This window comes from Streptosporangium sp. NBC_01755, assembly GCF_035917995.1.
Lineage (GTDB): Bacteria > Actinomycetota > Actinomycetes > Streptosporangiales > Streptosporangiaceae > Streptosporangium.
In genome coordinates this window covers 4702006-4723742 of the sequence record NZ_CP109131.1, presented here as the reverse complement: position 1 = coordinate 4723742, position 21737 = coordinate 4702006, and the positions used below count along the sequence as shown (strand labels likewise).

Sequence of the window (21737 nt, the reverse complement as noted above, 5' to 3'; positions counted from 1 at the left end):
TGACGGTCCACACGCCGGATGCCCTGGTAGGTGCCTGACACGATTCGGAAGAGGATACGGTCAAGATGTAGGAACTCTGCCGTCCGCTCATTCGTCTTCAGGACGAAGGAGGCTTTCTGCCGTGACCACGATTAGAACCGCGCCAGGCCGTTTCGGTGCCATGCTCATGGCACTGTTCGCCGGGCTGCTGGCCGTTTTCATGCTCGCCCCGGCGGCCCACGCCGCGGCGCCGGACCCCAGTGCGATCGTCTCGGAACTGAAGGACGGGGACCACTTCTACGCCGATCCCGCGGCGGGCCTGCCCGCCAACGCCGTCGATGCCATGCGCGGCGCGGCCGAGCAGACTTCCTCCGTCTACGTGGCGATGCTGCCCGACGGCTCGGTCACCAGCCAGTCCCAGGCGAGGACCCTGCTGAGCTCGCTCCTGAAGGGCGTCGGTTCCAAGTCGACGGTCCTGGTGATGAACGGCAGGACCCCGTTCGGCGTCACGAACATCAAGGGTGTCGACGTCGACGAGCTGCTCGGACGGGCCAAGGCCAACAGCCCGACCGACAGCGTGATCAACTTCGTCAAGCTGGCGGACGACGCGGCGTCGGGCGCCGGCGTGCCCGCCAACTCCTCCAGCTCCAGCTCCTCAAGCGGCTCCAGCACCGGCGTGCTGGTCGGCATCCTGGTGCTGGCCCTGGCCGGTGGTGCGGGCATCTTCCTCTACTCCCGCAAGAAGAAGAAGGATCGTGAGATCCGTGAGGCCGCCGAGCTGGCCGCGGTCAAGCAGACCGTGGACGAGGACGTCACCAAGTTCGGTGAGGAGATCACCGACCTCGACACCGACGTCAAGCTGCTCGGCGACGGCGCCGACCACCTGGAGGACTGGCAGCGCGCCCTGGACTCCTACGAGCGGGCCAAGGTGGAGCTCGCGGCGGTCAAGCGCCCCGACGAGTTCCGCGGCGTGACCACCGCGCTGGAGGAGGGCCGCTACGCCCTCGCCTGTGTGAAGGCGCGCGTCAACCACCAGCCGCTGCCCGAGCGGCGCTCCCCGTGCTTCTTCAACCCGCAGCACGGTCCCTCCGTCCGTGACGTGCGCTGGGCCCCGCCCGGCGGCGCGCTGCGCGACGTGCCCGCCTGCGCGGCCGACGCCGAGGCCGTCGATCGCGGCTTCGAGCCCCAGACCCGCGAGGTCATGGTCAACGGCCAGCGCCGCCCGTACTACGACGCGGGACCGGCCTACCAGCCCTACGCCTACGGCTACTACGGCGGCTTCGGCGACGTCATGACCGGCATGCTCGTCGGCACGATGATGGGCAGCATGCTGAGCGGCGGATTCGGTGGCTACGGCGGCTACGGCGCCGGCGCCGACAGCGGCACCGACTTCGGCGGTGGCGGCGACTTCGGCGGCGGCGGCTGGGGTGACTTCGGTGGCGGAGGCGACTTCGGCGGCGGAGACTTCGGCGGGGGCGACTGGTAGCCCCACCCACGGCAGTACGCCGAGCCGCACGACGATGGGCGCGCTTCCCCTTCGGGGGGCGCGCCCATCGGTGTCACCGGAGCCCGCCGCCGTATCCCCGGCCTCCCCTGCGCAGCCGGCCGTCGAGGGTGATCCCGGCCCCGACCCCGATCTCGCCGATGAGATAGACCAGGTTGGCCGTGCCGGCGGCGCCGGGAAAGGACCTCCGCGCGGGGACGAGGCCCGCGACTCCTACCTGAAGGTCCTGCGGGACAACGGCCGTGCTTAGCGACCACGCGAAGACCGGACCGGCGGGTGACCTGACCTCACCCGCCGGCACCGGCACCTCCAAGGATGTCCGTAAAGGGGGGTCGAGGACAAGCCGGGCGCGCCCGCAACCCTTCGGATCGCGTCTGAAACGTGACTGGCAGCTGCTGCTGATGGCGCTGCCGGCGATCGGGCTGCTCATCCGGTTCCGCGGCTGACCTCGTCCACGGTTTCCGTACCGACAGGGGCTACGACGCGGACTGAGCACATGGGAATCCCCTGCCGCCGGCCATTGCCCGGCTGGGCCGGGCAATGGCCGAAGGAGTCAGTGGTCAGGCCAGAGCCCGGTGGCCGCCAGTGCCTCCTGCGGGGACGAGACGTACCTGACACCGGCGACCTGATGCCCCGCACGGTCAACCAGCCGCCAGCCGCCGAGCTGGACCACGGGGGCACGGCCGTGGCGCATCGCGAGCGCCAGTTCCGACAAGGTGCCCCACGATCCACCGACGACGATCACGGCATCACCCGAGTTGACGATGATGTTGTTTCGCGCCTCCCCGACGCCGGTCGGGATCACGATGGAAAGGTCCGGGTTGGCGTGCTCCCGGTCCGCTCGGGACAGGATGCCGACCACCGTCCCGCCCGCCGAGCGGGCACCGGACGCCACGGCGGCCATGACTCCCGTGTAACCACCGCAGATCACCACCGCACCGCGCTCCGCCAGCAGCCGGCCGATCTCGCGGGCATTGGACTCGTCCTCGCCGGTGCAGTCACGCGGACCGCAAACCGCTATCTGGATCGTCACGATGAGACCTTTCCAGCGGGTGGCGACCACCGGCCGGGGATCTCCAGAGCGAACCGAGCCGGTCGTACATCGACATCACGGCGGGCGAGGAACGTCGCCGCCGGCAGGACCGGCGGCGTCCGTCCTCCTCTCTCAGGCCCCCTTGGACAGGGCCGCGAACTCCTCGTCGGTCAGTTCGACGCCTGCGGCGGCGACGTTGTCCTCCAGGTGGGCGACCTTCGAGGTGCCGGGGATGGGGAGCATCACCGGGGAGCGCTTCAGCAGCCAGGCCAGAGCCAGCTGCGACGGGGTGACGCCGTGTGCCCTGGCCGCCTCGGCGAGCGGGCCGCCCTCCTCGGCCAGCTTGCCGGTGGCGAGCGGGAACCACGGGATGAAGCCGATGCCGTTGGCCTCGGAGTACTCCAGCAGCGGCTCGGCGTCGCGCTGGGCGAGGTTGTAGAGGTTCTGCACCGAGACGATCCTCGCGAACCTGCTCGCCTCCTCGACCTGCTCGACGCTGACCTCGCTGAGGCCGATGTGCCGGATCTTGCCCTCCTGCTGCAGCAGGGCGAGCTCCCCGACCTGGTCGGCGAGGGGCGCCTTCGCGTCGATGCGGTGCAGCTGGAACAGGTCGATCCGCTCCACGCCGAGGTGGCGCAGGCTCAGCTCGGCCTGCTGGCGCAGGTACTCGGGGCGGCCGACCGGGCGCCAGTCGTCGGGGCCCGACCGGGTGAGCCCCGCCTTGGTCGCGATGACCAGGTCCTCGGGGTAGGGGTGCAGCGCCTTCCTGATCAGCAGCTCGGAGACGAACGGGCCGTAGGAGTCGGCGGTGTCGATGAAGTCAACACCCAACTCGACGGCGCGACGCAGCACGCGGACCGCCTCCTCAGGGTCGCTCGGTTCTCCCCACACGCCTTTCCCGGTGAGCTGCATCGCCCCGTACCCCAGGCGGTTGACCGTGAGGTCGCCCCCGATCGCGAACTGGCCCGACGCCTCGGCGGGACGTTCCGTACTCGTCATGGTGTTCTCCTCATAATTGATCAAAATCACGGTTCGAAACGGCCACCGCGGCGTCTGGGCCGATGCTTCCCCTTGCAGCGCCCGTACCCGGAAAACCGCTTTCAACCACGTACGGCCGTGGCGGCCAGGATGAGCCCGATGAGCGTCGGGACGATACCCTCTCTGACCAACCCGCGATCACCCACCACCCGTACGGCTCCGGAACGGTCCTGTACGTCTCCACCCACCTGTCCGACGCCGCCTACGCCCGCCTGCTGGGCCTGGAAGTTCGTACGACGCGGCGACTGGCTCTTCGCGATCAACCACAGCGACCAGGAACACGAAGTGGATGGCCTGTGCCCGCCGCCCGGCGGTTTCGCCGAAGAACACGCGGCGACTCAGTGCCCTGATTGCTGCGCCCCTCACCGACCCCGGAGGGCCGGTGCTGGGACCAGATCGAGGCCGTCTACCGCCTGTATGAGTCCACGTTGCGATCCTCACCGACCCCGGAGGGCCGGTGCTGGCCGACCAGCTCGACCGCGACTTCCCCGATTTCGACCAGGTTGCAATCCTCACCGACCCCGGAGGGCCGGTGCTGGTCGTGTGCTGCCACACCCTGACTGCCTCCGTTGTCTTGTTGCGATCCTCACCGACCCCGGAGGGCCGGTGCTGGAAGTCGCGAGCGGTGCGGGGCTCGCCGCTGTGGTTGCGGTTGCGATCCTCACCGACCCCGGAGGGCCGGTGCTGGGCTACGACACGTTGCCCGAGGCCCAGGGCGAGTACCCGTTGCGATCCTCACCGACCCCGGAGGGCCGGTGCTGGTACGACCTCGGAGGCGGCGACGGCTGGAACATCCGCGTTGCGATCCTCACCGACCCCGGAGGGCCGGTGCTGGCCGTGATCGACACCAGCGGCATGACGACCTCCATGGTGGTTGCGATCCTCACCGACCCCGGAGGGCCGGTGCTGGATCAAGAGCATGCTGCACGCTCACATCGCTGACGAGGTTGCGATCCTCACCGACCCCGGAGGGCCGGTGCTGGCATGCATTGCTCCATGGGCTCCCCGTCCGGTCCCTGGTTGCGATCCTCACCGACCCCGGAGGGCCGGTGCTGGCGGTGCTGGCCGCTCTACCGGGGCACAACCCCCTGGCTGTGGGTCCTCACCGACCCCGGAGGGCCGGTGCTGGCGGTGCTGGGGAGCGGGGCAGCGGTGTGCCGTCCTGCGTGAAGAGCCTCACCGACCCCGGAGGGCCGGTGCTGGCGGTGCTGGGTGAGCACGTTGTTGCGGATCCGGGCCTTGGGGCCGGCTCACCGACCCCGGAGGGCCGGTGCTGGCGGTGCTGCCCTGCAAGGGCCGGGAGAGAGGCGACAGCGATGGTGGCTCACCGACCCCGGAGGGCCGGTGCTGGCGGTGCTGCGTTCTTGAGCTGGGATTTTAACCATTTCTCAACGAAGAAGCATCCGACAGGTGGGGAGAAATGCCCGATTGGTGTTGATTTCCGGTTCGGAACAGGTGGCGTGTCGCGGGCATACCGGAGGTTCCTAGATCACCAAGGGGCCTCGGGGGTCAATGGCCCGTCTGATGCCCAGGTGTTCGACGTCGTCCAGCGCCTGGGCGGGGAGGCGGTAGATGCGCACCGTGTCGCTGCTGTGATCGATGGTATGGGTAAGAGCTGCGACCAGGCGGAGCTTGTCCGCCTCGGAGCACACGATTTCGAAGACCGATTTCTGGACGCGGTGGCCGTAACCCTCGCAGATCTTCGCGACCCGGCGCAGCCGTGCCTGCCCCTCCTTTGTGATGGTCTCCACGTCGTAGGTCACCAGCAAGTCCATGTCAGTTCACAGTCCATGGGAGGTATTCATCCAGATCACCGCGCAGGTGTCGGGCCAGCAGCCGGGCCTGAATGAGGGGCAGAAGTGCGGCGGGCACCTCGCGTTGCAGGTGAGCATGTGGCCAGGTCCGTTGGCGGCTGGTCTGCCAGGCGTTCAGGACGGTACGCCGGGCGTTGTCGGTGAGACGGACCACGTCCCCGGGTAGGCGTTCGAAGTCGCCTTCGCTGAGCTCTTTGCGGTTGAGCATGGTCATGACGAGCCTGTCGGCCAGCAGCGGCCTGAACTCCTCCATCAGGTCCAGCGCCAGAGCGGGCTTTCCTGGCCGTACGCCGTGCAGGAACCCGATGTAGGGATCAAGTCCAGCCTGTTCCAGGGCTCCATGGACCGCGACGCGCAACATGCCGTACAGAAATGACAGCAGGCAGTTGACCGGGTCGGCCGGAGGGCGGCGGGTACGTTGGAAGGGCGTGGCGGCGCTGGGACACATCGCGGGCAGGGCTGCGAAGTAGTCACGGGCGGCCATGCCCTCGGTACCCATCAGGACCGAGATGTCATCGGCTTGGCCCGTTTGGGTCAGCGCGACGGCGTTGCGCTCGGCGGCTGCGCGAAGAGTGCTCTGTTTGGCGCCGCTGGCGTCCCGAGCGGCACGGAGGAGCACCTGCCGGCTGTTGTGGATCTTTCCGGCGACCATGCGCTGAGCGATGGAAAGCCGCCAGGCTTCATCGTCATGGGCACGATGTTGGGAGCGGCGCAGCAGTGGGTTCCCCGCTGTGGGGCCACACACGCGGGCGCGGAAACGTCCGAAGCCGGTCAGCCAGCTGATACTGCGACGGTCATCGGCGCAGCGCAGCAGCAGATCATCGGTGATGGTGACGCCGCCGAACAACACCAGATGGTCGATGCGCGCGAGCGGCAGAATCTTACGGCCGGGCTGGTCGGGGTGAACCACTCGGAGGGTGTCGTTTTCCAGGTGCAGGCTGCTACCGGGCGTCTGGACGTACAGGGTGTTGAGGAGTTCAGTCACGCCAGGTTCCCAACGGACGGATTTCAAAAGGGGTGGTGGTCCGGTGCGATGTGTGGGTGAGTTCGGGCATGCAGTCATCGCGGAGCGAGCAGCGACGGCAACGGCGGTCGTTGTGGGCGGGAGGGAGCCTGTCCTGGAGCAGGAGATCACGCATTGCGACAGTGGCTTCGAGGGTACGAGTGATCAGTTCAGGGGTGATAGGTATCTGGTGGCGACGACGGTCGGCGGCGGAGTAGATGTAGCCCTCGGGTACGGCGTAGCCGGCTTCCGCCAGGCAGACGGCCTGACCTGCGAGTTGGAGGTCGGCCGGCCCCTGAGGATGGTAGGGGCCGACCTTGTACTCCACGGGTGTGGCGTGGTCGCCTTCGATCTCCACCAGGTCGCAGACACCGTGCAGGCCGTGAACACGGCTGCGGACCGGCAGAGAACGCACCAGGGCCACACTGCGCCGCCGACGGGTACCCGGTAGGTCGACGACGGCGTGTGCGAGTTCGCCGCGTACGGTGTCGACGTTGTCGGTCCAGGTGGCCTCGACGTGGATCAAGGCCGCCTGGCGTCGGCAGTAGGTCAGGTGTTCCAGCGCCGACAGCGGGATGCTGACCAGTTCCGCGCTCCCGTCATCGGTGGTCAGGGCCACAGATCCACTGCTGTCCAGAAGGTGACGCCTTCTGGCAGGTCGTCGTTGGCGATGACGCGCCGGTAGTCGGTGTAGTGGCGCGGCGGCTTTTCAGTGTCGGAACGCTCCACCCGGATGCGGCTGGAAAGGGCCGCCGCGGGTGCCACGCCGAGGGCGTTGGGGTGGCTGTAGACGTACAGGCCGCACAGTCTCATCTCTCCGCGTGCGGCGGAGCGGTCATGGTCGAACATCAGGGTCAGGGCCGTCCACAGGGTTTGCAGGTCTTCGCCGGTGACGCCGGTCTTGGCCGCGCGTCCAGCGGAGTAGAAGGCGTGGGCTCGGTAGAGCCCGTAGGGAAGGGTCCATTTGGAACCCATCTCGGTGCGCTTACCCGAGTCGAGGTCTTCTTGCCGAGTAGGGGTGACGCGGGTGATGGCGTTGTCACTGGGCAGTACCGGGTCCAGACTGCGTGCGAAGGTGAACTGCAGGGGGCCGCGTACCTGTCCCGCTCCGGCGGTTTTGCTTCCCTCTTCCTTCTTGCCGGTACTGAGCACCGCGCCGAACAGGCGGATGTCAACATAGCGGTCACACAGCCAGCGCTGCTGTTCCTCGGTCGTGCCCTTGGTGATGGTGCGGGCCTGCTCGATGCGCGGGTTGAGGGCGTGTCCGGCTTCGACGAAGATGCCGTAGCGATCGTCTGCGGGCTTGATCTGGGGAATGACGTCGCGGATCTTGCGCTTGAGCGCGACATCGGTGACCAGGCCCTGGCCGGTCTCGTCGTCGGTGCGTGGCTGGTTACCCGCGTCCGGGTCGCCGTTGGGGTTGCCGTCGGTGACGTCAAACAGCAACACGATGTCGTGCCGGACGGCCGGGTCCAGGTGTGCGCTCATGCGCGAGCTCCTTCTTGCGGGTCGAGCTGCTGGTTGGAGGTTTTGGCTGCTTTGCTGGCGATACGCTCGGCTCGGGTGGTGGCGCGCTGGTGGTGGTAGCCCAGGATGAAGGCCGCCTGGTCGGCCAGGACTGCGCCGTGCGGGACGCCCCCGGCGACTACCAGCTGGGAGAACAGATCGTCCAGGGTCTCTTGGGCGCGCTGGGCCCAACCGGGCTGGTCGCGGCGCAGTCGTTTGAGCCAGGCACGCGCGTCTTTTCGGCCGGCGACCAGAGCGACGGCGGGGCTGGTCACCGCTCGGCTGAAATAGCGGTCGGTGAAGGTGACGTTGGGGGCGTCGTCACCGCCCGCGCGAGAGGCCGAGAGTTGCACGTCTTCGAGAACGGCGAAGAGCCGACCGGCCAGGTAGGACGGCTGATGATGATCGGGATTGAGCAAGGGCATGTATGCCTCCGGATGGGAGATACCGGGTCGCCGGACCAGTGCCAGGCGCAGCAGGGCCGCGCGTTCGGTGTCCAGGCGGCCATCGGCTCGGATTCGGTGGACCACGTGGGCCAGCAGCTTGGGCGGCAACGGTTTGTTCAGCAGGGCGGCGCGAAGCAGTCCTTGATACAGGCCGTCGGGGCGATCGGCTCCGGAGGCACCGAAGGCGGCATATATTTTGCGGTCGCCCAGCCAGCGGCCACCGGCCAACGCCATCCTGCCAAGCCCGGTGTGGCGAACCTCTCCGGTCCAGGCATCGGTGATCGCGTGGTCGGTGAACCAGGCCGCAAGGTTGTCCTGGATATCAGCCAGGGGCAGTTCGATCCAGTCGCGGACCATGACCCGTGAGACGTTGCCCCCGATGGTGACCGCGCAGAAGGTGCTCAGGTCCTCCTGAGTCAGTGGGGCCGCCTGCCTGCCGCGTGCTGCGGCGCCCAGGATGCGGGCCACCTGTTCGGGGTGAGCACGAGGGTCGTCCAGCGGATCCAAGGTGAGGTCGCTCTCTCCGGTGACCCACCAGGCCAGGCGAGTGTTCTGCCCGGTCAGCGCGCTTCTCCACTGATGGTCCAGCAGGCTTTCCAGCGCACCCATCGCCGCCAGACCGCACTGTACGCAGATCGGAGTGTGGGTGAGTTGCTCCTGCAGGGCGAAGCCGTGGGTGGCCTTGTTCACGCTGACCAGGGACGCGCTCTGACTTGCTTGTGGCACCAGCCTCGCGGGTAACTGCTGGGGAATGGTTTTCAGCAGTTTCCCCATGCTGCCACAGACCAGGCAGAGCCCACTGTTTCCTAAACCTTTTCGCGAATAAGCCACCGTGTCCCAGAACTGGTGGGCCGATTCGGTCTCGTGCAGGAAGACACCCCCAGGTACCGAATCATCATGGATCCGTACCAAGATCAGGTCTCCCCGGCCCCACCCTTCCTGCTCGGTGAACCGCTCAACATGTCCCTCGGTCAGGAAGCGGTGCAGTGTATGCGCGGGAGAGTCAGGATCAGATTTCACCCACTGGTCAGTCAGGTCGATGAATGCCTGATGGGCTTTGGCCACCCGATCAGGTTTGGCAACTTTGGCGATCCAGCCCAGCAGGTATTCCGGGTTGTCCAAGGCAACCTTCGGTTCGATGCCCACAGTTTTGGTGATCGAGGGCACCACGTACTCGACGCCGTTCTTACGCAGCGGATCGCCAGGGTCGACCAAGGGCGTCAGCGTGGGCGACAGCGGAGAACCATCGGCCCGCAGTTCCAGGATCCATTGGGCTTTCTGTGCTCTGTAGAACGGCGGTGGCGATATCAAGCGGTCTCTGGCGTACTCCACCAGGCGTGCCAGCAGCATCAGCCACCGCCGGTCGAGACCGCTGGGACGTGGATTCCGCGTTCAGGCACGTACAGCACACCATTGTCGAGTCGGGCGGTGAACCACTCCATCTGGATCGGTGGCCCGAAATGGATGGTGTGCAGCATCACCCCCAGATCCTCGGTCCGGTTGATCGGCGGTGTGTCGTCGGGATCGCCGAAGTCCGCGCTGAACTCCTTGGTGCCCAGGAACGGCTGGTGGAAGCAGGAGCCTCGGGTAACCCTGCGCCGGAACTGGTCCCGGTAGGCTGCGGCGTTCTTGTTGGCCTGCGTACCGGCCTCGATATGGGCGTGGATCCGATAGGCCACATCACGCAGGCACACAGCGTTGCGTTGGTCCCGATTGGCGGCGGTGTCCACCCGATCCCCGCGCAGCGCCCCGGCCATCGACACCACCTGATGGGTCTCGTTGCGCCGGATGGTGAACTGTTTGATCGGTTTGAGCACTTCGACGGCCACCACCCGGTAGCGCATCTGCGGCTTCCAGAAGATCGCCTCCAGCACTCCCCTGGCGGCAGTCGGTGTCATCACCGGATAGGTCAGCCGCTCGGCCTTCAACTCCGGCCGCGAGAACAACGCGGCCTCACCCGCGACCTGCACCACCACCGGAGGTGAACCGTCAGAGGAGCGCGGCAACTGTAATGAGGGTTTGACCGTGTTCAACAGATGAACTCCTCGGTGCGGGGGTCGAGTTCGATACCGGTGTGAGAGTCGTAGTCGCCGATCCACTCGGCAAGAGAGCCGGCGCGTCCGGGCTCACCAATGATTGGTTTCATCAGGGCGACCACTCCGGGCTTTCGCAGTGCGGAGGGGTGCACGGTGGTCACGTACGGCTGAAGCAGTCGCAGGTCGGCCCCGTCGGGGCGGGCGGCGGTACGAACCCGTTCCACGACCTGATCGATGAGTTCCCGCTGCTCCTCATCGACCGCTCCTCGTGAGGTCACCACGCTGACACCGTCATCGGTGATCATACGGAAGGCATAGCGGCGATCACGGATACCGGTGACAGGGTCGGCCGGCCCGTCGGTCACAGCGGGGAAGTCCAGAATGCCTCTGGCGTCCTGAATTCGCTGACCGGCGCTGCGTGAATCCTCCAGGTTCAGTGCGCCGTACACCGACCGGTAGTAGCCGCGTAGCGCAGCGAGATTGTCGGGATCGGCCTTGCCTGGACCGAAATACAGGCGGGTGGCAGCCAGCAGGGTTTTGTATGCCTGTGGATGGCCGGCGTCCTCGGGATCAACAATGACCACCTTTCCCAGGCCGAGCAGATTGCCTTCACGGTTGGCTCGTCCCGCCGCCTGAAGCAAGGAATCCGCCGGCGCCATGACCCGGTAGACGAGGGGAAAATCGACATCGACCCCGGCCTCGATCAGCTGCGTCGACACCAGAAGAACCGGCATCCCCTCAGCTAACCGAGTACGGACCGTTTCGAGCACGCGGCGCCGATGTGCGGCGCACATCCGGGTCGACAGGTGCCAGGCCACACCCTCGGGAACCTGCGTACGCCAGATGTTGAACACCGTACGGGCGTCGGCGGTGGTGTTGACCACGACCAGCGCCTGCTCCTGGGCGGCCGCCTCATCGGCGAGTTCGTCCAAGGTGGGGCTGGGATCGATTCGCCAGTCGAATTCGACTCGCCGCAACCGGGATACCAGCGCGGCGGGATCAGCAACGATCTCGGTCGCCGGAAGGGTTTCGAAAGGACTCAGGTGCCAGAAGTCCGGCTGGGTGGCCGAGGTGAGGAGCACGGTCGTCCCGAAGTGGTCGACCAGCGTTCGAAGGGCGTCCAGAATCGGCACCAGCATCTGGTGCGGTAGTGATTGAACTTCGTCCAGCACGATCACCGCTCCCGCCAGCCGGTGCAGTCGGCGCATGGCAGCGGGTTTCCGGTCGAACAAAGCCTCGAACAGCCGGACGGTGGTCGTCACCACGAACGGAGCGTCCCAGTTTTCCGCGGCCAGACGTGCCCAGCGGTTGGACGGTTCGTCCAGATTGACCCCGCTGTGATGCTCCAGCACGACCTGTGCCCCCTGCGAGGTCTCCAGCAAACTCCGGTAAACACCGGCGTTCTGCTCAGTGATCGTCAAAAAGGGGACCGCCACGATCACTCGGCGATGTCCGCGCAGAGCGGCGTGGTGTAGCGCGAATCCTCCGGCCGAGATGGTCTTGCCCACCCCCGTGGGTGCGGCCAGCCGGAAAACGCCGGGCTTGGCAGCAGCGGCACGTACGCATGCTCGATAGACCTCCTCCCGCTCGGCATCAATGACGGAGCGGACGAGACGATCTTCCAACAGAGCTGTACGTCTCTTCTCGAACCGATCACGTAAATATCCGAAATCAGCGTCGGGGCGTACGACAGGACCGGAGGCATCCGCGAAATGGGCGGCGGTGTCCAGGAAATCCGCATCGCACAGCGCGCTGAAAGTCAGCCGCAGTGCCATCTCTCGCACCAGCGGTTGCCTCCATGCCGGGGGGATCACCACGCGATCGGTATTGTCCAACTCCGGGAGTATTCCGCTTTCCAGCACAGCGAGTGCATCGGATTCCCGGTCGCGATCCGCTTTCGTCGGGTTGTCCAATCGCTCGCGCAACGCCTGCGGATCCACGAGCCCACCATGATGACCGGCGATCGCCAGAGCAAAGGACCCCAGCCCTCGCTCCCGGGCCATGCGGGCACCCAATGTCTTGTGATCGATGCCCACCGGGCGCCCGGTTCCCGACACCTCTGCCAGGCGTTCCTGCCAGTCACACGAGGCCTTGCCGCAATCGTGCAGCAGGCCAAGCCACCAGGCGATGCGCTCTCCGCCGAACCTCTCAGCGAAGCGGGCCGCCAACTCCGCCGTACCCCGTAGGTGATCGGTCAGCAGATGCCAGTTCCGTAGCCGGTCACTCTCACTATGAGCAAAAACCACAATGATCCTCAGCTAACACCTTCACATCCCTACCTGGGAAAACAACCGGTTCACCATAACAGGAAAAGGAGGCGTTAACCACGCCAAAGCAGAACATGAAAACTATTCAGTACACCACATCCGACAATTGCGACTTATATTTATAAATATGACAAAATAGACATAAAGCGCAAACCCGAAAACCATGGTGAGAGGGCGATTAAATTTCCCGATAATTCACGTTCCCCCCGCCAAAAATCATGGGAGTCATGGGAAATATGTGTTCGAAGAGCCGTACACGCAGGCCGCCGACAGAGCTTACGATCACGAAGACGCGAGTCGAACCGGTGGCGATTATCGTGGAGGACCACGACCAGGCCATCGAGTTCTTCGCCAACGCCCTGGGCTTCGAGTTGGTCGAGGACTCGCCGTCGTTGACGAACAATGGTCGCCCGAAGCGGCGGGTCGCGGTCCGGCCGGCGTGGTGACGGTCCTAAATATGCCGTTGCGATCCTCACCGACCCCCGGGGGGTCGGTGCTGGCCGCCTACCCGGGCGTGCACCTGATGTTCCGGGTCCCGTTGCGATCCTCACCGACCCCGGAGGGTCGGTGCTGGTCTGTGGACGAGGGCGGGACGGCGGGCGCCGTGGCGGTTGCGATCCTCACCGACCCCGGAGGGTCGGTGCTGGGGGCGGGGTCTGCTCGACACCGGTCAGAACCTCGGGGCGTTGCGATCCTCACCGACCCCGGAGGGTCGGTGCTGGCCGGCCGACCGCCGGCCGGAGGCGACATCCCACAGCCGTTGCGATCCTCACCGACCCCGGAGGGTCGGTGCTGGGTTGTCCTCAACGCCGGTCACCGCGACCAACGCCACGTTGCGATCCTCACCGACCCCGGAGGGTCGGTGCTGGGCCCGCCGCGACCCGCTCAAGGTGGCGTTGTCCTGGTTGCGATCCTCACCGACCCCGGAGGGTCGGTGCTGGTCAGCTTCCGCCTGGCCTTCCGGACGCGCTTGGGCTCGTTGCGATCCTCACCGACCCCGGAGGGTCGGTGCTGGACCGGCCCCCAGGCCGCATGCCCGGACGCCTGGTCGCCGTTGCGATCCTCACCGACCCCGGAGGGTCGGTGCTGGTCGCGCTCGGCGCCGCGCTGGACCCGGCCACCGAATTCAGTTGCGATCCTCACCGACCCCGGAGGGTCGGTGCTGGGGGGCGGACGCGGGTGTGCTCGCGCCGCTTGTCGCCGTTGCGATCCTCACCGACCCCGGAGGGTCGGTGCTGGGTCGAGGCGTTCATTGCTGCGGGCTTCCTCACCGCCGTTGCGATCCTCACCGACCCCGGAGGGTCGGTGCTGGGGGGCGGACGCGGGTGTGCTCGCGCCGCTTGTCGCCGTTGCGATCCTCACCGACCCCGGAGGGTCGGTGCTGGAAGGATCTTCACTTCCTCGGTGCGCAGCAGTTCGAGGTTGCGATCCTCACCGACCCCGGAGGGTCGGTGCTGGAAGACGATCGAGTCGCTCGCATTCGACAACCGCCCCGTTGCGATCCTCACCGACCCCGGAGGGTCGGTGCTGGAGGCGGGGCTTGAGTGGTGTCCGGGGTGTCGACGTCGTTGCGATCCTCACCGACCCCGGAGGGTCGGTGCTGGCCCAAGTCTCTGGACGTGGGCAAGGCGATCGACCGGCCGTTGCGATCCTCACCGACCCCGGAGGGTCGGTGCTGGCGGTGGGGACGTCTCAGGCAACGAGCCGAGCACCCCCAGTTGCGATCCTCACCGACCCCGGAGGGTCGGTGCTGGCGTTCTTGAGCTGGGATTTTAGTCTTTTTCGGGGGAGAGACGTCCAGCAGGCAGGGAAAAATGTCTGATTGCTGATGATTTCCGGTTCGGAACAGGTGGCGTGTCGCGGGCATACCGGGGGTTCCTAGATCGTTAAGAGGCCGAGGGAGGTAACGGCCCGCGTGATACCTATGTCCGGCATCGTCAAGTACCTGAGCAGAGAGATGGCAGGTGTGCATCGCAACACCTTCATGACCTCCCCTGCTCATGGTGAACAGGAAAGTTTCTGCTGTCTTGCCGACTCTCGGATTAGGTCACAGTGGTGTACTCCGAATGCTTCAAGCAGGTGGCGCCGTACCGTGTCTGAAATCTGGGCGTTACTACGGTGGGTCGGATAGGACGGTGCCGGTCTCGGCGATGAGTCCGGCTGGGAGTCCGGGCTGGTATTTCATGAGCTTAAACCAGTTCTTGATCAGAGTGGTGAGTTGGCCGAAAACTCAGCGGGGGAAGCGGCGCCCCGTCGGTCAAGCCTGGCATGCGGGACGTTGAATCGAATGATGTCTATCTCACGACCTCAAGAGCCAGAACTTCACGAAATTCGCCAATGGCCGGACGGTTTCGCTGGTCGGGGGGAACAGCGCGCAGCAGCATCCGCCCGGTTTCAATGATGTAGCGGCTGCGGTAGGCGGGCGAAAGGGCATCGATCACTGTTGCCGCGCGTTGCATACCCTCGTCAACACCCCCATTGACGACCGTGCAGAGCGCCTCATGGAGCATGACGTTGGTTCCGTATTGGTACTCGGGGGTGAACCCGAGCACATTCTCTCGGGCCGCGTCTGCCTTGGCCTCGTCACCCGCACCGGCGTAAACCCAGCTCTCGGCGAAATGGATCTGATCTGGCTTCCAGAAGCCGAGAGAATCTCCAGCGGCACCCTTTTCCGCCAGATCGACAAGAGCGTTCAGTGTCGTGCGCGCATCATCGTGCCTGCCGAGCAGGGAGAGTGCCTTTGCCCGGGTGGTCATCAAGCCGACGGAAGGTTCGCCGGCGATCCGCTCCGCGTCGTGAATAAGGCGGACAACCGTCTCCGGGGCGCGCTGTCCGTACAGGCCCGTGCCCGCTTCCGACACACGAACCAGCAGTCGCACTTCCCGATCGCCGGACGCATCGGCCGCATGGCGAGCCGTGTGCCACCACCGGATGGCCGCCCCGTGGTCGCCCAGGCGGGTCAACGCGTTGCCGTGGATGGCGGAGAGTGTGGCTAGGACCCGCTGCAGTTCGGCGACCTCGGCGGGAGGCGACACTTCCATCTGCCGCCGTACCAGGAGCAGGTCGATGATGAGGTCGGCCGCCACCTGCGCGGGAGGCCGGGTCCGAAGCGCGTGCAGGTGGTCCTCGCGAGCCAGTTCCCATTCCTCTGCACTGCGGAAATCGTGATCGAGGGACAGGTCGAGGAGCTGGCGAACCGGCTCGCCGGAGATGCCGAGTATGCCGATTCCGGCACCGGCGGCAAGCCGTAAAAGTCGTCGGCGTTCCATGTCGTCGTCTCCATCTGACGCCTTCTGGATGAGACTATTCTGTGACGCTTTCCCCGGTTCGGGAACATCCAGCGAGTCGGCGAACAACTTCTCCTCGCTGACCCCGAAGGCCCGCGCGAGCAGCCGCGGGTAGGGCTCGTTGGGACGGTGCTTACCCGACTCCCACGCCCTGAGCATCCTGGTCAGTGACTCGCGGGTCGGCAGGTGTGCCCGCGTGGACTCGTCGGCGGCTTCGGCCAGCCGCCGGATGGTCCCTCTCTGTGACCAGCACCGCTCATTCCTCGCCGCTCGGAGCCGGGCGGCCCATGCCGGTACGTCAGCCATGATGCACCTCCGCAAGGGGCGGACACACCAGAGGACGTCCGCTTTCCATCCTCCATCGTCCTCTAGCGGATACCAGTGGCGCTGCGTTCTGATGATTTCACTCAGTGACATTACGACTACAAAAAGCGGGACCCGCAGGCGCTCACAACGCCGTACGGGTCCCTTGATCAGGAAGGGAGTCCTGACCCGATGCATAACCCTAGTGCTCCGGTTCTCGACCGGGCCGTGGTGAGCGGCTGCGGCTGTTTCGCGGAGAGGCCGCCGCTGCCGATGGGGTGCGCCGTTTGTGGGCACGCGCCGTACGCGCACGGCTGCCCCGGCCAGGCCGCCGACCACGAGTACGCGCAGCCGTCCGGTGAGCTGATGGCCGAGCGCCTCGATGTGCGCCGCCGACTCGGCCTGGGCCGGACCCTGCCGACCTTCGAGCCCGCTCACGAGGTCACCGCGCACCTCGTTCCGGTCGTGCCCGCGCCCCGCCAGGCCGAGCGCGAGATTCCATCGGCCCACACTCGGCCTTCCGGGCGTACGGACACGCGCCGCCCGGTAATGCCCGGCACCGGCCGTCCGCACCGGCCGGAGCTCACCATCGCTCCCGGCCGGGACCATTCACCGGACGCCCCTTCGTCCTGGCGACACCACCCGCACCACCAGGGGGTCGCGGCATGAACACGACCCCTGAGCGGGACGACACCCTCGCGTGCGGGTGCGATTGCAGGTGCGGTGGCGAGCCCGCGTCCCAGGCGATCGCCGCCGCGCCGCCGACCGCCGTGGAGTACGCCCAGGACCTGGCCGCCGTACTGGCCTGAGGTTCACCACATCCACGCGGACGTCCACGAACTCTCCTCCGGCAACGCCATCGTCTCCGTCCACTACGGGCTGCTGGCCTACACCGACGGCGAAAGCTTCTGGTGGACCGGCCCCGAACTCAACCACGCCGGCAGCCCACTGCTCAGCTCCGAGCCGACACTGCTCGCGGCTGCCAGACAGCTCGCCGAACACCACGCCATCCTGCGCACCAAAGACGCAGCCGATGTGGTGCGCAACGGGCTGCCGCTGCCGGCCGATGTGATCCTGGCCGAGCATGTTGACCCTCGCTGACCTCGACGCGGCCCGAGCCGCCCAACAGGTCCAACAGCACGCACCTGACTGGTTCGTCATCTGGAGCCTGCGCCACCGCCGCTTCGAAGCCTGGCAATGCACCGACCCCAACGAGTGCCGCATCGTCTGCGCAAGCAGCGCCACCGCCCTGTGGAACCTCATGCAACAGGCAGAACTCGACCTCTGGCGGACCTCACCACCCGCCCCCACACCGCCCACACCCGGCGCGGCCAGCCGTCCGGACCCGCCGCTCTCCGCAGCCCCGCCCTCTCTGTCGGACTCTCGTGAGGCATAGGACATCTAACTCCTTTTAGTGCGAAGTAGGGCGAGGCAAGGCGATCAAGACCATGCGCCGGTGTTTGCCTGGCTCGACGGGCGGCGCTACGGCCTGGCCCCGCCATGGTCCGGGCCACCGGATTGTGCGATGGTCTGTTGCAGGGTCTGGCACGTCTGGCCGAGACCTCCCAGCGCAAGGAAGGCTAGGTCCCCCCATGTTCAGCAAAGTCCTCGTCGCCAACCGAGGCGAGATCGCCATCCGTGCCCTTCGCGCGGCGTACGAGCTCGGGGCCGAGACGGTGGCTGTGTTCCCGTTCGAGGATCGGGGTTCGGAGCACCGGCTGAAGGCGGACGAGGCGTACCAGATCGGAGAGCGTGGGCACCCGGTACGGGCGTACCTGAACCCGCGGCTGATCGTGGAAACGGCGCTGTCTGCGGGTGCGGACGCGGTGTATCCGGGCTACGGCTTCCTGTCGGAGAACCCTGAGCTCGCCGAGGCGTGTGCCGCGGCGGGCATCACGTTCGTGGGCCCGTCGGCCGATGTGCTCACCCTGACGGGCAACAAGGCGCGCGCCATCGCCGCGGCGAAGGCTGCCGGGGTTCCGACGCTGGCGAGCATCGCACCGTCGACCGACGTGGACAGTCTGGTCGAGGCTGCCACCGCGATGCCCTATCCGCTGTTCGTCAAGGCGGTCGCCGGTGGCGGTGGCCGGGGAATGCGCCGGGTCGATTCGCCCACTGGTCTACGTGACGCGGTGGAGACGTGCATGCGTGAGGCCGAGGCCGCGTTCGGGGACCCGACGGTGTTCATCGAGCAGGCGGTGGTCGACCCCCGCCACATCGAGGTGCAGATCCTGGCGGATGCCACGGGCGAGGTGATCCATCTGTTCGAGCGGGACTGCTCGGTGCAGCGGCGGCACCAGAAGGTGGTCGAGATCGCGCCGGCACCGAACCTCGACCCGGACTTGAGGGACCGGATGTGCGCCGACGCGGTGCGGTTCGCGCGCACGATCGGGTACGTCAACGCGGGCACGGTGGAGTTCCTCCTCGACCGGGCAGGCACGTATGTGTTCATCGAGATGAACCCGCGGATCCAGGTCGAGCACACCGTGACCGAGGAGGTCACCGACGTCGACCTGGTGCAGGCGCAGCTGCGGATCGCCTCGGGTGCGACCCTGGCCGACCTCGGGCTCTCCCAGGACTCGGTGCGGCTGCGGGGCGCGGCCCTCCAGTGCCGGATCACCACAGAGGACCCGGCCAACGGGTTCCGTCCCGACACGGGCACGATCACGACATACCGCTCGCCGGGTGGGGCCGGGGTCCGCCTCGACGGGGGTACGACGTACACCGGCGCGGAGGTGTCGGCGCACTTCGACTCGATGCTGACCAAGCTGACCTGCCGGGGCCGCGACTTCGCCACTGCCGTCGACCGGGCCCGCCGCGCGGTCGCGGAGTTCCGCATCCGCGGCGTCGCGACCAACATCCCGTTCCTCCAGGCGGTCCTGGACGACCCCGACTTCCAGGCCGGCCGGCTCACCACCAGCTTCATCGAGACCCACCCGCAGCTGCTGACCGCCCGGTCCAGTGCCGACCGCGGCACCAAGCTGCTGACCTTCCTCGCCGACGTGACCGTGAATCAGCCCCACGGCCCGGCACCGACGGCCGTCGACCCCCTGGCCAAGCTGCCCACCGGGTCGGGCGCCCTCTCCGACGGCTCCCGTCAGCGGCTCCTCGAGCTCGGCCCCGTCGGGTTCGCCCGGGCGCTGCGGCAGCAGACCCCGGTGGCGGTCACCGACACCACCTTCCGCGACGCCCACCAGTCGCTGCTCGCCACCCGGGTGCGGACCAAGGACCTGCTCAACGTCGCCGAACACGTGGCCCGCACCACGCCCCAGCTGCTGTCAGTGGAGGCCTGGGGCGGAGCGACGTACGACGTGGCGCTGCGGTTCCTGTCCGAGGACCCCTGGGAACGGCTGGAAGCGCTCCGCGCAGCGATCCCCAACATCTGTCTGCAGATGCTGCTGCGCGGCCGCAACACCGTCGGCTACACACCGTATCCGACCGAGGTGACCGAGGCCTTCGTCCACGAGGCCGCCGCCACCGGCATCGACATCTTCCGGATCTTCGACGCCCTCAACGACGTGTCCCAGATGGCCCCCGCGATCCAGGCCGTCCGCGACACCGGAACCGCTGTCGCCGAGGTCGCCCTCTGCTACACCGGCGACCTGTCCGACCCCCGCGAGACGCTCTACACACTGGACTACTACCTGCGCCTGGCCGAACGCATCGTCGACGCCGGCGCCCACATCCTGTCGATCAAGGACATGGCCGGTCTGCTCCGCGCCCCGGCCGCCCGCACACTGGTGACCGCCCTCCGCGAGCGCTTCGACCTGCCGGTCCACCTGCACACCCACGACACCCCCGGCGGCCAGCTCGCCACCCTCCTCGCGGCCATCGACGCCGGGGTCGACGCCGTCGACGCCGCCTGCGCCGCCATGGCGGGGACCACCAGCCAGCCGGCGCTCTCCTCGCTGGTCGCCGCGACGGACCACACCGATCGCGAGACCGGGCTCTCCCTCGCCGCGGTCTGCGACCTCGAGCCCTACTGGGAGGCCACCCGCCGCCTCTACGCACCCTTCGAGTCCGGACTGCCGTCCCCCACCGGCCGCGTGTACACCCACGAGATCCCCGGCGGCCAGCTGTCCAACCTGCGGCAGCAAGCCATCGCGCTCGGTCTGGGCGAGAAGTTCGAGCAGGTCGAGGGCATGTACGCCGCCGCGAACGGCATCCTCGGCAACATCGTCAAGGTCACCCCGTCGAGCAAGGTCGTCGGCGACCTCGCCCTCCACCTGGTCGCCGTGGGAGCAGACCCCGCCGCCTTCGCCGACAACCCCGGCGCGCACGACATACCCGACTCCGTCATCGGGTTCCTGGCCGGGGATCTTGGCGACCCGCCCGGAGGCTGGCCCGAACCGTTCCGCACCAAGGCACTGGCCGGCCGCACCCAAAAGGCCCCCACCGTCGACCTGACATCCGACGAACGCCGCAGCCTGGAGAAAGACGCCAGGCTCACCCTCAACACGCTGCTCTTCCCCGGCCCCACCCGGGACTTCCTCGAGTCCCGCGAGAAGTACGGCGACATCTCCACACTCCCCACGCTCGCCTACCTCTACGGACTCAAGCCCGGCGAGGAGCACGAGGTCGTCATCGACGAGGGCAAGACCCTCATCCTCGGCCTGCGGTCGATCAGCGACCCCGACGAACGCGGCATCCGCACCGTCATGTGCACGATCAACGGCCAGCTCCGCCCGATCAACGTCCGTGACCGGGCCGTCTCCGCCGAGGCACCCGCCCAGGAGAAGGTCGATCCGGCCTACCCCGGGCACGTCGGCGCACCGTTCGGTGGCGTGGTCACCCCGGTCGTCAAGGTCGGTGACATCGTGGCTGCCGGCGACACCGTTGCCACCATCGAGGCGATGAAGATGGAAGCCTCCATCACCGCGCCGCTCTCCGGCACCGTGCGGCGCATCGCCCTCAGCGGCACGCAGCAGGTCGACGGCGGGGACCTGGTCCTCGAGATCACCCCCGCTTGAGGCGCGCCTGGCGAGTCAGGTGACGAGCCGCGTCCCGAGTGTGCTGGGCTTAGAGGTCACACGCGATGATCGCTTGAGCCTAAGAGCCTGCTGACAAAGGGATCTGGCGTCGAGGTTCGAGTCAGGAGACCGCCGGGGTGTGGTCATTTCCGGGTCGTTGACCCGTGAACGGGAGCGGGCTCCCGGTAGCTGAGGTGTTGTCCAAGCAGCTCAGCTACCGGGAGCCCGTGGTTGTCCGTCTACACGTCCGCGCCGGCGTAACCGCGAGACCGCCCCCGGTCCCGGTTTCGCCGGGGGTGTCGTCGGAGGTGTGGTGGATGAACCGGCCGGCGACCCTCGCGCAGAAGTCCCGGTACTCGCGGGTGTACATCAGGAACGTGTGCCAGCCGATGTCGACCTGCTCGGACGGCCCGAGGCCCGGCACCTATGGCGTGCCGGTGAGCCTGCTCAACACCTCGTAGACCTGTTGCGGTGTCGCTGGGCCGATGGGGAGCGGATGGCGGGCGGCTTCGGTGCGCAGGCCGTCGAGGAGGAACGTGATGCTGCGACGC

General features: G+C 67.2%; 19 protein-coding genes and 2 CRISPR repeat arrays. Of the genes, 7 read left to right on the top strand and 12 right to left on the bottom strand.

Annotated features, from left to right (window positions below):
• Positions 1-121 precede the first annotated feature (121 nt).
• Positions 122-1465, top strand: a complete 1344-nt coding sequence (locus OG884_RS22725) for a hypothetical protein (RefSeq protein WP_326635913.1) — start codon at positions 122-124, stop codon at positions 1463-1465.
• A gap of 73 nt (positions 1466-1538) precedes the next feature.
• On the opposite strand, the gene OG884_RS22720 is transcribed toward OG884_RS22725, so the two are convergent.
• The 11 genes from OG884_RS22720 to cas3 all read right to left on the bottom strand — a co-directional run bounded on the left by OG884_RS22720 (position 1539) and on the right by cas3 (position 12605).
• Positions 1539-1784, bottom strand: coding sequence for a hypothetical protein (locus OG884_RS22720; protein ID WP_326635912.1), 246 nt, complete (start codon positions 1782-1784; stop codon positions 1539-1541).
• Between the two features lie 252 nt (positions 1785-2036).
• Positions 2037-2516: a TIGR00725 family protein gene (locus OG884_RS22715; protein ID WP_326635910.1), complete on the bottom strand. Its 480-nt coding sequence runs from the start codon at positions 2514-2516 to the stop codon at positions 2037-2039.
• Between the two features lie 132 nt (positions 2517-2648).
• Positions 2649-3515, bottom strand: coding sequence for an aldo/keto reductase (locus tag OG884_RS22710; protein WP_326635909.1), 867 nt, complete (start codon positions 3513-3515; stop codon positions 2649-2651).
• 101 nt (positions 3516-3616) lie between these two features.
• Positions 3617-3817, bottom strand: a complete 201-nt coding sequence (locus OG884_RS22705) for a hypothetical protein (protein WP_326635908.1) — start codon at positions 3815-3817, stop codon at positions 3617-3619.
• Positions 3818-3906: 89 nt separating this feature from the next.
• A CRISPR array of direct repeats spans positions 3907-4757; the repeat unit is 37 nt; unit sequence GTTGCGATCCTCACCGACCCCGGAGGGCCGGTGCTGG.
• Positions 4758-5038: 281 nt separating this feature from the next.
• Positions 5039-5329, bottom strand: a complete 291-nt coding sequence (gene cas2 / locus OG884_RS22700; protein WP_326635906.1) for a CRISPR-associated endonuclease Cas2 — start codon at positions 5327-5329, stop codon at positions 5039-5041.
• Position 5330: 1 nt separating this feature from the next.
• Entirely contained in the window at positions 5331-6353 is a 1023-nt protein-coding gene (gene cas1c, locus OG884_RS22695; protein WP_326635904.1) for a type I-C CRISPR-associated endonuclease Cas1c, read from the bottom strand.
• Positions 6346-6990 (bottom strand): CRISPR-associated protein Cas4, encoded by a 645-nt coding sequence (cas4, locus tag OG884_RS22690; RefSeq protein ID WP_326635902.1) that lies wholly within the window; start codon positions 6988-6990, stop codon positions 6346-6348. Before cas4 ends, cas1c begins: the two co-directional genes overlap by 8 nt.
• Positions 6981-7859 (bottom strand): type I-C CRISPR-associated protein Cas7/Csd2, encoded by an 879-nt coding sequence (gene cas7c, locus OG884_RS22685; protein WP_326635900.1) that lies wholly within the window; start codon positions 7857-7859, stop codon positions 6981-6983. The genes cas4 and cas7c overlap by 10 nt, the downstream gene beginning before the upstream one ends.
• Positions 7856-9673: a type I-C CRISPR-associated protein Cas8c/Csd1 gene (gene cas8c, locus OG884_RS22680; protein WP_326635898.1), complete on the bottom strand. Its 1818-nt coding sequence runs from the start codon at positions 9671-9673 to the stop codon at positions 7856-7858. Before cas8c ends, cas7c begins: the two co-directional genes overlap by 4 nt.
• Positions 9673-10296 carry a type I-C CRISPR-associated protein Cas5c gene (gene cas5c / locus OG884_RS22675; protein WP_326635896.1) on the bottom strand — a complete coding sequence of 208 codons (624 nt, stop codon included), beginning with the start codon at positions 10294-10296 and terminating at the stop codon, positions 9673-9675. The genes cas8c and cas5c overlap by 1 nt, the downstream gene beginning before the upstream one ends.
• 56 nt (positions 10297-10352) lie before the next feature.
• Positions 10353-12605, bottom strand: coding sequence for a CRISPR-associated helicase Cas3' (cas3, locus tag OG884_RS22670; protein WP_326635894.1), 2253 nt, complete (start codon positions 12603-12605; stop codon positions 10353-10355).
• A 326-nt stretch (positions 12606-12931) separates the two neighbouring features.
• Here cas3 and OG884_RS22665 point away from each other — a divergent pair, with 326 nt between their 5' ends.
• On the top strand, positions 12932-13072 hold the full coding sequence (locus tag OG884_RS22665; protein ID WP_326635892.1) for a VOC family protein: 141 nt from the start codon (positions 12932-12934) through the stop codon (positions 13070-13072).
• A gap of 91 nt (positions 13073-13163) precedes the next feature.
• Positions 13164-14380: direct repeats of the CRISPR family, unit length 37 nt; unit sequence GTTGCGATCCTCACCGACCCCGGAGGGTCGGTGCTGG.
• 540 nt (positions 14381-14920) lie between these two features.
• On the opposite strand, the gene OG884_RS22660 is transcribed toward OG884_RS22665, so the two are convergent.
• Positions 14921-16219, bottom strand: coding sequence for a hypothetical protein (locus OG884_RS22660; protein WP_326635890.1), 1299 nt, complete (start codon positions 16217-16219; stop codon positions 14921-14923).
• A 189-nt stretch (positions 16220-16408) separates the two neighbouring features.
• On the opposite strand from OG884_RS22660, the gene OG884_RS22655 reads away from it, so the two are divergent.
• From OG884_RS22655 to OG884_RS22635, 5 genes are all read left to right on the top strand, one after another.
• Entirely contained in the window at positions 16409-16885 is a 477-nt protein-coding gene (locus OG884_RS22655) for a hypothetical protein (protein WP_326635889.1), read from the top strand.
• 54 nt (positions 16886-16939) lie between these two features.
• On the top strand, positions 16940-17317 hold the full coding sequence (locus OG884_RS22650; protein ID WP_326635888.1) for a hypothetical protein: 378 nt from the start codon (positions 16940-16942) through the stop codon (positions 17315-17317).
• Positions 17301-17612, top strand: a complete 312-nt coding sequence (locus OG884_RS22645; RefSeq protein WP_326635886.1) for a hypothetical protein — start codon at positions 17301-17303, stop codon at positions 17610-17612. The genes OG884_RS22650 and OG884_RS22645 overlap by 17 nt, the downstream gene beginning before the upstream one ends.
• Before the next feature lie 196 nt (positions 17613-17808).
• Positions 17809-21186, top strand: coding sequence for a pyruvate carboxylase (locus OG884_RS22640; RefSeq protein WP_326635885.1), 3378 nt, complete (start codon positions 17809-17811; stop codon positions 21184-21186).
• 317 nt (positions 21187-21503) lie between these two features.
• Complete coding sequence (locus tag OG884_RS22635; RefSeq protein WP_326635883.1) at positions 21504-21647, top strand: hypothetical protein; 144 nt, start codon at positions 21504-21506, stop codon at positions 21645-21647.
• The last annotated feature ends 90 nt before the right edge of the window (positions 21648-21737 follow it).

What these genes read in the sequence shown, in the direction of transcription:
- OG884_RS22710 (WP_326635909.1), bottom strand. Translation starts at nt 3,515, where the DNA reads ATGACGAGTACGGAACGTCCCGCCGAGGCGTCGGGCCAGTTCGCGATC.
- cas2 (WP_326635906.1), bottom strand. Translation starts at nt 5,329, where the DNA reads ATGGACTTGCTGGTGACCTACGACGTGGAGACCATCACAAAGGAGGGG.
- cas7c (WP_326635900.1), bottom strand. Translation starts at nt 7,859, where the DNA reads ATGAGCGCACACCTGGACCCGGCCGTCCGGCACGACATCGTGTTGCTG.
- cas8c (WP_326635898.1), bottom strand. Translation starts at nt 9,673, where the DNA reads ATGCTGCTGGCACGCCTGGTGGAGTACGCCAGAGACCGCTTGATATCG.
- OG884_RS22660 (WP_326635890.1), bottom strand. Translation starts at nt 16,219, where the DNA reads ATGGCTGACGTACCGGCATGGGCCGCCCGGCTCCGAGCGGCGAGGAAT.
- OG884_RS22655 (WP_326635889.1), top strand. Translation starts at nt 16,409, where the DNA reads ATGCATAACCCTAGTGCTCCGGTTCTCGACCGGGCCGTGGTGAGCGGC.
- OG884_RS22645 (WP_326635886.1), top strand. Translation starts at nt 17,301, where the DNA reads ATGTTGACCCTCGCTGACCTCGACGCGGCCCGAGCCGCCCAACAGGTC.
- OG884_RS22640 (WP_326635885.1), top strand. Translation starts at nt 17,809, where the DNA reads ATGTTCAGCAAAGTCCTCGTCGCCAACCGAGGCGAGATCGCCATCCGT.
- OG884_RS22635 (WP_326635883.1), top strand. Translation starts at nt 21,504, where the DNA reads ATGAACCGGCCGGCGACCCTCGCGCAGAAGTCCCGGTACTCGCGGGTG.